The sequence below is a fragment of the Roseovarius sp. S88 genome (genome assembly GCF_037023735.1).
Taxonomy (GTDB): Bacteria; Pseudomonadota; Alphaproteobacteria; order Rhodobacterales; family Rhodobacteraceae; genus Roseovarius; species Roseovarius phycicola.
In genome coordinates, this window is the sequence record NZ_CP146069.1 from 1,427,887 (window position 1) to 1,443,277 (window position 15,391).

Genomic DNA, 15,391 nt, shown 5'->3' on the forward strand with positions numbered 1-15,391 from the left:
GCTGTGCCAGATCAGGGTTAGGTTAAATGCCATGGGAGGTGTGATATGCAGCTTGGAATGAGGCCAGAGGCAGAGCAAAACCTGGCCGCCGTGCGTGCCATGGTGCGTGACGAGATCACGCCGCTGAATGCAGAGTATCACACCGAGATTGGGAAGGGCGACCGCTGGGCCTTCACACCCCGGCAGGCGGAAATTCTGGATGGGCTGAAGGCGCGCGCCAAGGCGGCGGGATTGTGGAATTTCTGGCTGACCGATCATGACCGCGGCATGGACCTGAGCACGGTGGAATACGCCTATTTTGCCGAAGAAATGGGAAAAACGCCTTTGGGCGCTGAAGTTTTCAACTGCAACGCGCCGGATACCGGGAACATGGAGGTTTTCGTCAAATACGGCACGCCTGATATGAAATCCCGCTGGCTGGAACCGCTGCTGGAGGGGGAGATCCGATCCGCCTACCTGATGACGGAACCGGATGTGGCCAGCTCAGATGCCACCAACATTGCCATGTCCTGTGCGCGGGAAGGTGATGACTATGTGCTGAATGGCGAAAAATGGTGGGCCACGGGGGCAGGGGACCCGCGCTGTGCGGTTTACATTGTCATGGTGCGTACGGGCGGTGAGGATGCGCCCAAGCATCAACGCCATTCGATGATTGTCGTTCCCTCAGACGCGCCCGGCATCGAAAAACTGCGCCCGATGCAGGTCTATGGCGCCGATGATGCGCCGCATGGGCATATGCATATCCGATTTACCGATGTGCGTGTGCCTGCTGAGAATCTGCTTTTGGGGGAGGGGCGCGGGTTTGAGATTGCCCAAGGACGACTTGGACCGGGGCGCATCCACCATTGCATGCGCGCCATTGGTCAGGCCGAGGCCGCGCTGGAACTGATGTGTCGCCGGTCTCTGGAGCGGGAAGCCTTTGGCAAGCCTTTGGCGCAGCTTGGCGCAAATTTCGACATTCTGGCCGAGGCGCGGATGGAAATTGAGCAGGCGCGGCTTTTGTGCCTCAAGGCGGCCTGGATGATGGATCAGGGCGATGCCCGTGCCGCTGCGCCCTGGATTCATCAGATTAAGGTTGTGGCGCCACGCATGGCCTTGAAGGTCGTTGATGAGGCGGTGCAGATGTTCGGCGCGCAGGGTATTTCACAAGACACCGAGCTGGCGGCAATGTGGACCCACCTGCGCACGCTGCGGCTGGCGGATGGGCCCGATGCGGTGCATCGCAGGCAGGTGGCGCGCGCCGAGCTGAGTAAATATTCTCAAGCGAAGTTTTAACAATAACTATCTGGTTTTTTGATATTTTTTACAGGAACGAAGCCGGTTCGCTCGGAGCAACCATAGCCTCTCGACAAAGGCCGTGGACAGGGTCTTAATGCCGTCATGACGTCTGAGCAAAATGCACGGCCCGGGTGGGGTATCTTCTGGATGGTGGTGACCGGGCTGCAGTTTGTGGGTGTCACTGCGCTGGTCAAACTTTTGGGCACGCGCATTCCGGCCCCTGAGGCGGCGTTTCTGCGCTATGTGCTTGGGTTGGTGTTTCTTATTCCGATACTGGGCACGCTGAGCCGGGTGCGGCTGGATCGAGGCACTCTGGGGCTTTTCGCCGCGCGCGGCGTGGCGCATTCCCTAGGCGTCGGGCTTTGGTTTTTTGCCATGGCGCGCATTCCCATCGCGGATGTCACGGCGATGAACTACCTCTCCCCCATCTACGTGACGCTGGGGGCCGCGATCTTTCTGGGGGAAAAGCTGGCCTTGCGCCGGGTGCTGGCCATTTTTGTGGCTCTCATAGGTGCGCTGATCATTCTGCGCCCCGGGTTTCGCGAGGTGGGGCCAGGGCATTTGGCGATGATCTTTACCGCGATTGTTTTTGGGGCGTCCTATCTTCTGGCCAAGATGCTCTCAGAGCGGTGCAGTCCCGGGCTTGTGGTGGCCATGCTTTCGATAACTGTGACGATTGGATTGGCACCTGTGGCGCTTGCCAATTGGGTGACGCCAACATCTTATGAGCTTTTGGTGCTGTTCGGAGTGGCCGCACTGGCCACAGGCGGGCACTACACAATGACGCTGGCCTTCCGCGCCGCCCCTTTGGCCATCACACAGCCGGTGTCGTTTCTGCAACTGGTCTGGGCTGTGGCGCTGGGGCTTGTGGTCTTTGGCGAGCCGTTTGATCCCTGGGTCATCCTCGGCGGTATGGTGATTGTAGGCGCGGTAAGTTTTATCAGCTGGCGCGAGGCTGTGCTCAAGCGTCGTGCCGTTACACCTGCGGTGACTGAGACAAAAGTGTAGTGAAAAAGTTAACGAAGCTTGTCACCGAAAAGGACAAGAAGTTCGTCGCGGCTGACAACAGGTTGAGATTCGTAGCTGTTATCGCAAACGTCTGTGTGTCCCACACAATGTGGTGCAACAGCACTCAACAACGCTCTCGGAGCAGCGAGGCTCATATTGAGTAAATGAATCATTGTCATCTCCACTCAACCCCACTCAGAGCCCCCGATCCGGTGGTGTTCGTCGATGTAAGGTCGCGCCAAGCCGGGTTTCGATCAAGGTGTAGTTCCTTCTCGTCAGTTAAGCTTTTGGTTTAAAAGTTATTAAAAACAACGATTTGGCGCGCAGTGTTCTAATAATGACGTAGCGTCACAAAAGGATGTGCTGAACCAGAGCTTTGTACGCTTTGTCACAAATGAATGGAACATCACGTCATTGTTTCCGGTCTTGCATCAGTGGCGCGTTTCAAATGTGATTCATTTTTAGGCAAACGTGCTGTAAGCCCCTGAAAACAAAAAACCCCCGAGGACGCGCCTCGGGGGTTCTGGTGTGTTTGAGATCGCGACTTAGGCGAAGGACCAGCGCTCGGCCCAGCGTTCGCCGTCCATATCCCAGTTCGAGCCCATCGCCTCTGGCGTTTTGAGCTTGTTGGATGTTGCGAAGACATAGTTTGCAAACATCGGGATGATGACGCCGCCCTGGTTTGAGACGATGTCCTGCATTTCGAAATACATCTCCTGGCGTTTCGCCGGATCCAGCTCGGCCCGGGCCTCAACCATGAGCGCCTCAAACCGGTCATGGCACCAGAAGCTGTCATTCCAGTCAGCCCCACAGCTATAGGCGGTGGCAAACATCTGATCCTGAACCGGACGACCCGACCAGTAGACGGCCGAGAAGGGTTTCTTCATCCACACGTCTGACCAGTAGCCATCGTTCGGCTCCCGCACGACCTTGAGGTCGATGCCTGCAGCTTTGGCCGAGTTCTGGAACAGAACGCCAGCATCGACCGCACCCGCAAAGGCCGCGTCTGCTGCCGAGAGGCTGACCTCAAGGCTATCGAGACCGGCTTCCTTGAGATAGAACTTGGCCTTGTCCGGATCATAGGTCTTCTGCTCAAGCTCGGTGTTGTAATAGAGCTGACCTTGACCCACGGGGATATCGTTGCCGACAGAGCCATAGCCGAAGAGGATCTTCTCGACCATTTCTTCGCGGTTGATGGCGTATTTCAGGGCCTGACGCACATTGTTGTCGTCAAACGGCGCCTGGTTGGTGGACATCGCAAAGGTGTAGTGCTGCGTGCCTGCCACCGAATGGATGGCGAGGTTTGCGTTACGCTCCAGAAGGCCTACTGTCTTAAGGTCGACCCGGTCAACCACATCGACATCGCCGGACACCAACGCGGTTGTCCGCGCGTTCTGATCCACAAGCGCCAGCATTTCGATGCTGTCAAAGAACCCAACAGTGTCGCGCCAATGGTTCGGATTGCGCTCCATTGTAATGCTAACACCGAAGTTTTTCTCCTTCAGGATGTAGCTGCCGCAGCCATCGCCGGATTCCCAATCAATGGTATCGTCTTTTGCCGGGTGGATGGTCAGGTGATAATCCGACAGAATGAAGGGGAAGTCCGCGTTGCCGCCTGACAATTCGACAACAACGTTGCCGCCATCGACCTTCATGTTTTCAATCGGTGCGACCAGTGGACCCGCCGCCGAGGTTGAATCCTCGCCCCGGTGGAAGTTCAGCGAGGCGACCACGTCTTCGGGCGTCAAAGGTTTGCCCGAGTGGAAGGTCACACCTTCGCGGATCTTGAAGGTCCAGGTCTTGGCGTCTGCGGTGGCTTCCCAGCTTTCGGCCAGTTCAGGCTGCAACGAGCCATCTGGCGCCACTTCGGTCAGGCGACCATGGATGGCAAAGGCCATGCCAATGGTGAAGCCGTTTTCCCATGTGCCCGGGTTCAGCGTGTCGGTGGTCTGGCCGTGGCCTTTCCCAACCCGAAGATGCCCACCGCGCTTGGGCGCAGCATAAGCCGCGCCACCCAATGGCAGAGTTGCTGCCATGGCCGTTGCGGCGGTTGTCTTTAGAAATCCACGGCGGTCAAGCAAGCCGCCTTTGATGATCGACATATTCAGTTCTCCCTGTTTTTTGTCGTTATAGTTTTGATACGTCTGTGTTGAGTTCTCGTTTGATTTACTCCGTCACATTCCCCGTCTCGTCCAGCACACATTACTGTCCAAGGCTCTTTGAGGCCTCGGTCCTGCGCTGTGACGACCGTTTTTTCAACGCGTGCACAGGTTAGACGCCCCATCCAATACGATGCAACGGCAAACTCAATGCTGCGGCCATCATCTTTCCGCGAGTGCCGCATTTCAAGCTTTTGCTGTCGCGGCTTGGAGAAAATCGGTTATTGGTTGACGAGTCAATTAAAAAACAATACCGCGAAAATACAGCTGCGGGGGAGGTTTGATGCCGAAGCTAGGGATGGAACCGATTCGACGCTCGGCTTTGGTCGAGGCGACAATCAGTGAGATTGGCGCGCAAGGCTCACTTGATGTCACGGTAAGCCAGATTGCCCGCCGGGCGGGCATGTCGAGCGCGCTGGCGCATCATTACTTTGGGTCCAAAGAACAGATTTTCGCAGCCGCCATGCGGCACATCCTGACGCTCTATGGGGCCGAGGTGCGGGGTGCGATGATCATGGCCAAGACGCCCCGTGACCGCATTGAGGCCATCATACGCGCCAGTTTCGCGCCTGCGCAGTTCCGCACCGAGATGGTCGCGGCTTGGCTTAATTTTTACGTTCAGGCCCAGAAGTCAGACGAGGCGCGGCGGCTTTTGCATATCTATCAGCACCGGCTGCGCTCTAACCTGCATCATGCCTTTCGCCAGCTTGCCCCCAAGGATGCGCGCACGCTCACTCGCGGCCTCGCGGCGATGATCGACGGTTTGTATATCCGGCAGGCGCTGCACAAAGCGCCGCTCTCGGGCGAAGAAGCCATCAAGGTGCTGTTGCATTACATCGACACATCCTTGCCAGCGGACATGCGTCAATGACACAGCCTAACATACTGATTTTCATGGTGGATCAACTCAATGGGACGCTGTTTCCCGATGGGCCCGCCGATTGGCTGCACGCGCCCAACTTGAAAAAACTCGCTGCACGGTCCACGCGCTTTCAAAACGCCTACACCGCCAGCCCGCTTTGTGCGCCGGGCCGGGCCAGCTTCATGTCCGGGCTCTTGCCGTCTCGTAGCCGGGTCTACGATAACGCGGCTGAATTTGCCGCCGATATACCCACCTATGCGCATCATCTGCGTCGAGCAGGTTATCAGACCTGTTTGAGCGGCAAGATGCACTTTGTCGGCCCCGATCAGTTGCACGGCTTTGAAGAACGCCTTACCACCGACATCTACCCGGCTGATTTCGGCTGGACGCCGGATTACCGCAAGCCAGGGGAACGCATCGACTGGTGGTATCACAACATGGGCTCTGTCACCGGTGCAGGCGTGGCCGAGATTTCCAACCAGATGGAATATGACGACGAGGTTGCCTACAACGCCACGCGCAAAGTCTATGATCTGGCCCGTGGCAAGGACGTGCGCCCTTGGTGCCTGACCGTCAGCTTCACACACCCGCATGATCCTTATGTGGCGCGTAAGAAATACTGGGATTTATACGAGGGATGCGCGCATCTGGTGCCCGAAGTTCCGGCGATGGATTATGCGGATCACGACCCGCATGCGCAGCGGATTTTTGATGCCAATGACTGGCGCAATTTCGACATCACAGAAGATGATATCACCCGCTCACGCCGGGCCTATTTCGCCAATATCTCTTATCTCGACGACAAGATCGGTGAGGTGATGGAGGCGCTGGAAACCACAAGACAAGAGGCCGTGATCCTCTTTGTCTCCGATCACGGCGATATGCTGGGGGAACGGGGCCTGTGGTTCAAAATGTGCTTCTACGAGGGCTCGTCCCGCGTGCCGCTGATGATCTCGGCCCCTGACATGACACCGGGGCTTGTGACTGACCCGGTCAGCACAATTGATGTCTGCCCCACGCTTTGCGCGCTGGCCGGTGCGGATATGGACGAAATCGCGCCTTGGACCACCGGTGAGAGCCTGGTTTATTTGGGACAGGGTGGATCCCGGGACGCACCAGTGGCCATGGAATATGCCGCCGAGGCCTCTTATGCGCCGCTCGTGTCGCTGCGCTATGGCAAGTGGAAATACACCCGCTGCGTGCTCGACCCCGATCAGCTCTTTGATCTGGAGGCTGATCCGCATGAGCTGACCAATCTTGCGGACCGTCCCGAGCACGCAGGCACCTTGACGCAGCTGCGCGCCAAATCCGAAGACCGCTGGGATCTGCACGCCTTTGACGCTCAAGTCCGCGAAAGCCAGGCGCGCCGCTGGGTCGTCTATGAGGCGCTGCGCCAGGGCGGATACTACCCCTGGGACTACCAACCCCTGCAAAAGGCATCGGAGCGCTACATGCGCAACCACATGGACCTCAATATTGTCGAGGAAAATCAAAGATTTCCGAGGGGCGAGTGATGTTGACGATCTATGGGCGCACGACCTCTTCCAACGTGCAACTGGTCATGTGGTTTATCGGGGAACTACAGCTTCCGCATGAGCGGCTGGACTACGGGCATGTGTATGGCGGGCTTGATACGCCGGAGTTCGGCGCGTTGAACCCACACCGCAAAATCCCTGTTCTGAAAGATGGCGATCTGGTTGTCTGGGAGAGTGCGTCGATCCTGCGATACCTTGCGGCGACCTATGATGATGGCGGAGCATTCTGGCCAAAGGATGCGTCTGAGCGTGCCCGTATCGACAAATGGGCCGAGTGGGGCAAGAACGAGCTGTGCAATAATTTCACCGTGCCGATCTTCTGGTCGCGCGTGCGCACGGCGGCTGCGAACCGGGATGCAGGAAAACTCGCCGCGGCAATCTCAAATTTTGATGCCTACATGTCGATTCTGGCAACCCAGCTGGGCGATCAGCCTTTTGTCTGCGGTCAGAACCTGACCACAGCAGATATCGTCATCGGGCATCTTCTGTTCCGGTGGTTCACGATGGACATTCCGCGCGCAGAAAATCCGCGCGTTGAGATGTACTATCAAAGACTTACAGAGCGATCCGCATATCGCGAGCATGTCATGGTTTCATACGAGCCATTGAGGGTGGAGGGCGCGTGATGGAAGCGGATTATGTCATCGTTGGTGCGGGCAGTGCGGGCTGTGCCATGGCTTACCGCCTCAGTGAGGCGGGTCGTTCGGTTCTGGTGATTGAGCATGGCGGCACGGATGCTGGCCCGTTCATTCAGATGCCCGGCGCGCTCAGCTATCCGATGAATATGAGCATGTATGACTGGGGCTACCGCACCGAGCCTGAGCCGCATTTGGGCAACCGGCGTCTGGCCGCCCCACGCGGCAAGGTCATTGGCGGATCCTCCTCAATCAACGGCATGGTCTATGTGCGTGGCCATGCGCGCGACTTTGATCACTGGCGCGATCAGGGGGCGGATGGCTGGGGCTTTGCCGACGTGCTGCCCTATTTCAAGCGCCAGGAAAACTGGACCGACGGCGGCCATGGCGGCGATCCCGATTGGCGTGGGCGTTCGGGGCCATTGCATGTCACACGCGGCGAGATGGCCAACCCGCTGACGCGGGCCTTCATCGAGGCAGGCGGGCAAGCCGGGTATCAGATCACGTCCGACTATAACGGTCAGCAGCAAGAGGGCTTTGGCCCCTTCGAGATGACGGTGCATAAGGGCCAGCGCTGGTCTGCGGCCAATGCCTATCTCAAACCCGCGCTGAAGGGCGGCAAATGCGATGTCATGCGGGGGCTGGCAGGTCGTGTGATCTTTGAGGATGGGCGTGCCACAGGCGTAGAGGTCACCCGCAAAGGCGCACGCGAGGTCATTCATGCCCGCGCCGAAGTGATCCTCTCAGCGTCGGCCTTTAACACCCCGAAATTATTGATGCTTTCGGGTATCGGTCCGGGTGCGCACTTGGCCGAGCACGGTATAGACCTGGTCGCAGATCGGCCTGGCGTTGGGGCAAACCTGCAAGATCACCTGGAGGTTTACATCCAGATGGCCGCCAGCCAGCCGGTGAGCCTCTATAAATACTGGAACCTGCCGGGCAAGGCGCTGGTGGGTCTGACCTGGCTTTTGGGCAAAACCGGGCCGGGGGCCTCGAACCAGTTTGAATCCTGCGGATTTATCCGCTCGGACAAAGGCGTGGATTATCCCGACCTGCAATTCCACTTCCTGCCGATTGCTGTGCGCTATGACGGGCAGGCCGCCGCCGAAGGACATGGGTTTCAAGCGCATGTCGGCCCGATGCGATCTGAGAGCCGTGGGGCCGTCACACTGCGCTCAAACCGGCCAGAGGACGCGCCGGTCATCAGATTCAATTATATGAGCAAGGAAAGCGACTGGCGCGATTTCCGCCGGGGCATTCGGCTGACGCGCGAGATTTTTGCACAAGATGCGTTTGCGCCCTTCGCCAAGCATGAAATCCAACCGGGTGCAGCGCTGCAAACCGATGACGAGATCGACGGCTTCATTCGTGAACACGCCGAAAGCGCTTACCATCCCTGTGGCACCTGTCGCATGGGCCGCGCCGATGATGCTCATGCGGTTGTCGACCCCGAGGGTCGGGTGATTGGGGTAGACGGCCTGCGCGTCGCTGACAGCTCGGTTTTTCCACGTATTCCAAACGGCAATCTGAATGCGCCCTCGATCATGGTCGGAGAAAAGATGGCCGACCACGTGCTGGGCCGGCACCTGCCGGCTGACAATGCCGAGCCGTGGATTCATCCCAACTGGAAGACCGCACAGCGGTGAGCGTTGGATTGATCCTGATCAATGCAAATTGAAGCCACGTGAGCGACACTTGGCGTGCTGACACTGCACAAGAGGGAGAGCCTGATGTCACACACTCCGCATGAGTTGCACGAGGAATTTCCGGAACACGCTGAACGGATCACCACGCTCAAGGTCTCGGACGCCCATTTTGCCCGGCTGATGGATGAGTATCACGAGGTCAACCGCGCTGTGCATAGTGCTGAGACGAACGTGACACCGGTCTCAGAGGTGGTTGAAACAGACATGCGCAAAACCCGCGCCCGGCTCAAGGATGAGATTTATCAGATGCTTGTGGGGTGAGTTTTTCTTTAGTTCGACTTATATGCTTGTTCAATTCATGATTGCACGACTGAGCATTTATGTTTGAGTTCTTTAAACGTTTACCTGCAAGGATTTGGCTGGCATGGCCGATGTTCTTGTTGCTCGCTTACTGGAAGCAAAACCCCGAGACACATTACTTCGATGGAATCGCGGTTTTGACAGTTCTACTTAGCGTTATGCTGTTGGACTTAAAACACCACGTAAAGCGAACCTACTTTCGAAGCGATGACTGAAAATACCATGGTTTGCGGTTAGTTTTTTTTCGTTTTCACCCCACCTTATACGGCAAAACCCCCGCTCATCGGGTGTCACCTGCAACCGTCGCTCCAGAGGCGGCACCGACCGCTGGTGGCAGTCCGTGCGTTCGCAAATGCGGCAGGATATCCCGATGGGTTCAAACGCCCGTGCGTTGCCCAGATCCAGATCGTCGGCATAGACCAGCGCATCGGCATGGCGCACCTCACATCCCAGAGCCACTGCAAACCGCCGCACCGGCGCGCCGAAATGCCCGCCGGATTTGCTCACATCGCGCGCAAGGCTGATATAGCGCACGCCATCGGGTGTCTCGGCCAGTTGCCGCAGGAAGCGCCCCGGTGTTTCAAACGCCCGGTGCACGTTCCACAGCGCACAGGCCCCGCCGAAGCGGGCAAATTGCAGTCGCGTGGCGGAATGGCGTTTGGTGATTGTGCCTGCCTGATCCACGCGCACGAAGAAAAACGGCACACCTTTGGCCCCAGGGCGCTGCATGGTGGAGAGGCGGTGGCAAACCTGTTCAATCGACGCGCCAAACCGCGTGGCCAACACCTCCAGATCATGCCGGTGCGTCTGAGCGGCCTGCAAGAAGGCGCCATAGGGCATGAGTGCGGCTCCGGCGAAGTAATTCGCCAGCCCGATTTTGGCGATGGAGCGCGCGGCCTCGGTCTGAAACCGGGCGAGATCGAGCGTGGCCTCCAGCAACTTATCCTGCGTTATCAGGGCCAGTTGCAGCAAAAGCTGAAAGGTCCGCGTCTCGGGTTCGGCCAAGGTTGAGAGATAGAGTATCCCTTCGGCGGCATCAAAGCGGCGCAGATGCGGCCCCTCGCTTCCAGCAATTTTGATGCCCAATTCAGCCAGCCGCGCTTCGGCCAGATCGCGGATCTGCCGGGGGTCGTCCGTGCCCGAGGCAAAATGCTCTGCCGTTCGGTCCACGGCGTCGATATAGTTGTCGCAATAGTGAAAGAAATCGCGCACCTCGTCCCAGGGGCTGGTCTGAATCCGCGCATCCTCGCGGCCCAAGGCCTCATCAAGGCTGGCCAGCCGTTCATGGGTCTCGCGATATGCGCGGTGCAGTTCGAGAAAGGCGCGCGCCAGCGCAGGCGCATTGGACGCCGTCAGGCGCAGATCGCTCAAGGGCGGCGTGTCATCGGCAAACACCGGATCAGCCAGCGCCTCGCGCATGTCGCTGACCAAACGCTCGGAATCCGCGCTGCTCAACTCGGTGACGTCAAAGCCAAATTCTTGTGCGAGGGCCAGAACCACCGTGGTGCTGATCGGGCGCTTGTTGTTTTCCATCTGGTTGAGGTAGGGCAGGGAAACCCCTAATTTTTCGGCGAAATCCTTTTGGGTCAGGGTCAATGTCCGGCGCATCTCGCGCAGTTTGACGCCAGCATAGATTTTTTGCGCGCGCATGACGACCCCCAGTTGCAAAGCTGCGAAGGCAATTTTGCAAACTCTACGCGAAGAGGCAAGCTTTTGATGTCAGGGCTTTACTGGTGCACCGTCACGGAAAACATGTCGCCATTCCAAAACTGTGTAGGTTTTGCGAAGCCCTGTTGGATAGAAAGGATCGGCACGCACCAACGCTTCAACGCTTGCCACATCCTCGGTCGCAACGTTCCACATTCCGCCATGCCCGTCTCCATTCGCGGCAAAGAGGGGTCCGGCAGCGGTAATTATGCCAGCATTCGCAGCTAGAAACGCGAGGTGATCGGCCATATGCGCCTGACGCAGATGCTCTTTTCCATCGGCGTCCTCAAAAAGAACGATAAAGGTCATCGGGGACTCCTTGTTTGTCGTATGCATTGTGAAATGCGATATAAGCGCAGCACAGACTGGAAAATTGCCTCCTTTCGGTGCAAAATTGCAGCGCTATGACATGGGATGATCTAAAATACATTCTGGCGCTGATGCGCGGCGGCAGCCTTAGCAAAGCAGCGCGCCAGCTCAAGGTCGACAAGACCACGGTGTCGCGGCGGGTGGCTGCGCTGGAGGAGGCGCTTGGCGCCGTTTTGGTCGAGCGCGGCGGCCATGGTCAAATGCGGCTGACCCGTACGGGCCGCAAGGTGGCGGGTCAGGCAGAAGCCATGGAGGATGTGGAGCGTCGCATTCGTGCCGACCTTGGCGCGCAACCCGATGGGCTTGCCGGGCGCGTGCGTCTTTCTACGGTGCCCATTCTGGCGCATCATGTGTTGCTGCCGCAATTGGGCGAGCTTTGTGATCTCGCGCCGGGTTTGAAGGTCGAACTTCTGGCAGAGGCGCGGGATGCGGATGTGCTGGAGGGAGAGGCCGATATTGCCTTGCGCCTGGCGCGTCCAAGAACTGGTGGGCAGGGGGTTTTGACGCGCAAAATTGGTGTCATGTCTTATGGGTGTTACGCGGCCAGCATGGTAGGCGGCGATCTGCCTTGGATCGGTTTTGAACCAAACATGCAGCATCTGGAGATTGCACAAGCGATCGAAACTTTGGCCAATGCGCCCGGATCACGGCGTGCCGGTCTCTCTGTGAACGACGCCGAAGGTCTCTTGCGGGCGGTTCAAGCGGGGCTTGGGATGTCACTTTTACCTCGGATCATTGCAGATGCGGTGCCGGGCCTTCGCCGCTTGGATGTGGATGAGACCCACATCCCGGAGCGAGAGCTTTGGGTACTGACGCGCCGCGATCAGGCCGGGCTGGACCGGATAAGGGTGGTTCAATCCTGGTTAGACGGCATATTCAGCGCGGCGTGAGTGCCAGCCGCTTTTCCCGCCAGATCACGAAGCTGATCGCCACTACACCCGCAGCGGAGGTCGCAAACATGATCCAGAGCAGAGGGAAGGCCCCTGTATCGGGTGCCAGAAGCGCGCCAGCCAAAGCCGAAAGCGCCGCGCCGCCACCAATCATCAAAGCTCCTGCCAGCCCGCTGGCGGTCCCGGCAAGATGAGGTCGCACCGACAGGGCGCCCGCCGTGGCGTTGGGGATGGTCATCCCGTTGCCGAGGCCCATGAGAGTCATCAGGCCAAAGAAACTAAATGCGCTGCCGATCCCTGCGTAGAAGAGCGTGAGGTTGAGCGCGACCCCGCCCGTGGTGACAAGCGTGCCCCAAAGCACCATGCGGTTGACGCCCACACGCACCGAAAACCGGCCTGAGGCGAAGTTGCCGAGGAAATAGCCGATGGCGGGTGCCCCGAAGAATAGGCCCAACTCCGAAGGAGAGAGCCCGAAGACCTTGTCGCCCACATAGGGTGCACCGCCGAGATAGGCAAAGAACGACCCGGAGGTGAGGGCGGAGGCAAGCGCATAGCCCCAGAATCTTGGGGAGGCGAAAAGAGCAGGATATTCAGTCAGTTGCTCGGCAAAGCTACGGCCCTGCAAGGGCGCGGTCTCTCCCAGATCGGACCAGGCGAGCCATGTGACGACAGCCCCCAAGGCAAAGAGTGCCCAGAAGCTTGCCTGCCAGCCAAAAGCCTCGTCAAGCACGCCGCCGATCGCCGGGCCGATCATTGGCACCACGGCCATGCCCATCGTCACATAGCCGATCATCGAGGCCGCGTGTGCTTCGGGCACCATATCGCGCACCACCGCACGGCTGAGGACCATCGCGGCGACAATCGTGGCTTGGATCATGCGAAAAGCCAGGAAGACCCAGACATTCGTGGAGAAGATGCAGCCCAGCGTGGCCAAAAGGAAAATCAACAACCCGCCGATGATCACTGGTCTTCGGCCAAACCGGTCTGAGATCGGACCCAGAATGAGCTGTAGCGTGGCGTTCACGGCAAGATACACCGCGACCGAAAGCTGCATCAGGCGATAGTCGGTCTCAAAGTAGGCAGTCATGCCCGGCAGCGAGGGCAGGAAGATGTTCAAGGCCAGCGCAGACAGCCCGGCCAGAAGGATCAGCGTGAGAATATGGGGTGGTGTGGCGCGATCCAAAAACCGCACCGGCGCGCGTGGTTGCATGGGTTAGGATTAGGCGGCTCTGCGGGGGATGTCCATTGCATTTGCGACGCTGGAAAAGACGGGATATGCCAGGGGTGTAATTTGCAGTTTTGCAATTTGTAAAATGGAAGTTTCCTAAAATTTGCAAATTTGCTCAATTCTTCTTTCCTGAGGTGCTGTGACTCTCTATTATCCGCGCAATTGGTCAAGGGGGCTCCCGATGAAAGATATCCTGCAGGAACTGGAAAATCGCCGCGGTCAGGCGCGGCTTGGTGGCGGTGAAAAGCGCGTTACGGCACAGCATAGCAAAGGCAAGCTGACCGCACGCGAGCGGATCGAATTGCTGCTGGATGAGGACAGTTTTGAAGAGTTCGACATGTTTGTCACTCATCGCTGCAGTGATTTCGGCATGGAGGCCAACAAACCGCACGGGGATGGCGTTGTCACTGGCTGGGGCACCATCAATGGCCGCCAGGTCTATGTGTTCTCGCAGGATTTCACCGTTCTGGGGGGCTCTGTCTCCAACACCCATGCGCAGAAAATCTGCAAGATCATGGACATGGCCGTGCAGAACGGCGCGCCTGTGATCGGCATCAACGACTCAGGCGGCGCGCGCATTCAGGAAGGTGTCGACAGCCTCGCAGGCTACGGCGATGTCTTTCAACGCAACATCGAAGCGTCAGGCGTGGTCCCGCAGATCAGCGTTATCACCGGCCCTTGTGCGGGTGGGGCGGTCTATTCGCCTGCGATGACCGACTTCATCTTCATGGTACGCGACAGCTCTTACATGTTTGTCACCGGCCCCGATGTGGTCAAAACCGTGACCAACGAACAGGTCAGCGCCGAGGAACTGGGAGGGGCCTCGACACATACCAAGAAATCCTCAGTCGCGGATGGCGCGTTTGAGAATGACGTAGAGGCCATGGCCGAGGTGCGCCGTCTGGTGGATTTCCTGCCGCTCAACAACCGTCAGCCCGTGCCGGTACGCCCGTTCTTTGACGATGTGGACCGGATGGAAACCTCGCTCGACACGCTGGTGCCCGACAATCCCAACATGCCTTATGACATGAAAGAGCTGATCACCAAGCTGGCCGATGAAGGGGATTTTTACGAAATTCAGGAGGATTTCGCCAAGAACATCATCACCGGCTTTATCCGGCTAGAGGGGCGGACGGTGGGCGTTGTGGCCAACCAGCCGATGGTGCTGGCCGGGTGCCTTGATATCGACAGCTCGCGCAAGGGCGCGCGGTTTGTACGGTTCTGCGATTGCTTTGAAATTCCAATCTTGACGCTCGTGGATGTGCCGGGGTTCCTGCCGGGCACGTCACAGGAACATGACGGCGTGATCAAGCATGGCGCAAAGCTCCTCTTTGCCTATGGCGAGGCGACGGTGCCGAAGGTGACCGTGATCACCCGCAAAGCCTATGGCGGGGCCTATGTGGTGATGTCCTCCAAACATCTGGCGGGCGATATCAACTATGCCTGGCCCACGTCAGAGATTGCCGTGATGGGCGCCAAAGGCGCGACCGAGATCATCCACCGCGCCGATCTCAATGACCCTGACAAGATCGCCCAGCACACTGCCGACTACGAGGCCCGCTTTGCGAACCCGTTTGTGGCCGCCGAGCGGGGTTTCATTGACGAGGTGATCCAGCCCCGCAGCACACGCAAACGGGTGAGCCGGGCCTTTGCTGCGCTTCGTAACAAGAAGCGCAAACTGCCGTGGAAAAAGCACGACAATATTCCGTTGTGA

Annotated in this window: 12 protein-coding genes and 1 pseudogene; 9 read left to right on the top strand and 4 right to left on the bottom strand. The window is 58.3% G+C overall.

The window, feature by feature from the left end; all coding sequences use genetic code 11:
* The first annotated feature begins 45 nt into the window (after nt 1–45).
* Nucleotides 46–1,275, top strand: coding sequence for an acyl-CoA dehydrogenase family protein (locus RZ517_RS07260; RefSeq protein ID WP_338550789.1), 1,230 nt, complete (start codon nt 46–48; stop codon nt 1,273–1,275).
* 105 nt (nt 1,276–1,380) lie between these two features.
* Nucleotides 1,381–2,286: a DMT family transporter gene (locus RZ517_RS07265; RefSeq protein ID WP_338550790.1), complete on the top strand. Its 906-nt coding sequence runs from the start codon at nt 1,381–1,383 to the stop codon at nt 2,284–2,286.
* A 545-nt stretch (nt 2,287–2,831) separates the two neighbouring features.
* Here the strand turns inward: RZ517_RS07265 and RZ517_RS07270 are convergent.
* A complete protein-coding gene (locus RZ517_RS07270) occupies nt 2,832–4,388 on the bottom strand; it encodes an ABC transporter substrate-binding protein (RefSeq protein ID WP_338550791.1) in 1,557 nt (518 codons plus the stop codon).
* A 340-nt stretch (nt 4,389–4,728) separates the two neighbouring features.
* On the opposite strand from RZ517_RS07270, the gene betI reads away from it, so the two are divergent.
* From betI to RZ517_RS07295, 5 genes are all read left to right on the top strand, one after another.
* Nucleotides 4,729–5,316: a transcriptional regulator BetI gene (betI, locus tag RZ517_RS07275; protein WP_317055149.1), complete on the top strand. Its 588-nt coding sequence runs from the start codon at nt 4,729–4,731 to the stop codon at nt 5,314–5,316.
* Nucleotides 5,313–6,821 (top strand): choline-sulfatase, encoded by a 1,509-nt coding sequence (gene betC / locus RZ517_RS07280; RefSeq protein ID WP_317055148.1) that lies wholly within the window; start codon nt 5,313–5,315, stop codon nt 6,819–6,821. The genes betI and betC overlap by 4 nt, the downstream gene beginning before the upstream one ends.
* Nucleotides 6,821–7,468, top strand: a complete 648-nt coding sequence (locus tag RZ517_RS07285; protein WP_317055147.1) for a glutathione S-transferase family protein — start codon at nt 6,821–6,823, stop codon at nt 7,466–7,468. Before betC ends, RZ517_RS07285 begins: the two co-directional genes overlap by 1 nt.
* The gene (gene betA, locus RZ517_RS07290; protein ID WP_338550792.1) at nt 7,468–9,123 is read left to right on the top strand and encodes a choline dehydrogenase; all 1,656 of its coding nucleotides are present in this window, start codon (nt 7,468–7,470) and stop codon (nt 9,121–9,123) included. Before RZ517_RS07285 ends, betA begins: the two co-directional genes overlap by 1 nt.
* 84 nt (nt 9,124–9,207) lie before the next feature.
* Complete coding sequence (locus RZ517_RS07295; RefSeq protein ID WP_338550793.1) at nt 9,208–9,444, top strand: YdcH family protein; 237 nt, start codon at nt 9,208–9,210, stop codon at nt 9,442–9,444.
* A 289-nt stretch (nt 9,445–9,733) separates the two neighbouring features.
* Here RZ517_RS07295 and RZ517_RS07300 read toward each other — a convergent pair.
* Both RZ517_RS07300 and RZ517_RS07305 read right to left on the bottom strand, forming a co-directional pair.
* Nucleotides 9,734–11,133, bottom strand: a pseudogene (locus RZ517_RS07300) (helix-turn-helix domain-containing protein).
* 69 nt (nt 11,134–11,202) lie between these two features.
* On the bottom strand, nt 11,203–11,499 hold the full coding sequence (locus RZ517_RS07305; protein ID WP_338550794.1) for a YciI family protein: 297 nt from the start codon (nt 11,497–11,499) through the stop codon (nt 11,203–11,205).
* 95 nt (nt 11,500–11,594) lie between these two features.
* Between RZ517_RS07305 and RZ517_RS07310 the strand changes: the two genes are divergently transcribed.
* Nucleotides 11,595–12,449 (top strand): LysR family transcriptional regulator, encoded by an 855-nt coding sequence (locus RZ517_RS07310; protein WP_338550795.1) that lies wholly within the window; start codon nt 11,595–11,597, stop codon nt 12,447–12,449.
* On the opposite strand, the gene RZ517_RS07315 is transcribed toward RZ517_RS07310, so the two are convergent.
* Complete coding sequence (locus RZ517_RS07315; RefSeq protein WP_338550796.1) at nt 12,436–13,659, bottom strand: multidrug effflux MFS transporter; 1,224 nt, start codon at nt 13,657–13,659, stop codon at nt 12,436–12,438. The two genes, RZ517_RS07310 and RZ517_RS07315, sit on opposite strands and share 14 nt — an antisense overlap.
* Before the next feature lie 199 nt (nt 13,660–13,858).
* On the opposite strand from RZ517_RS07315, the gene RZ517_RS07320 reads away from it, so the two are divergent.
* The gene (locus tag RZ517_RS07320) at nt 13,859–15,391 is read left to right on the top strand and encodes an acyl-CoA carboxylase subunit beta (RefSeq protein WP_338550797.1); all 1,533 of its coding nucleotides are present in this window, start codon (nt 13,859–13,861) and stop codon (nt 15,389–15,391) included.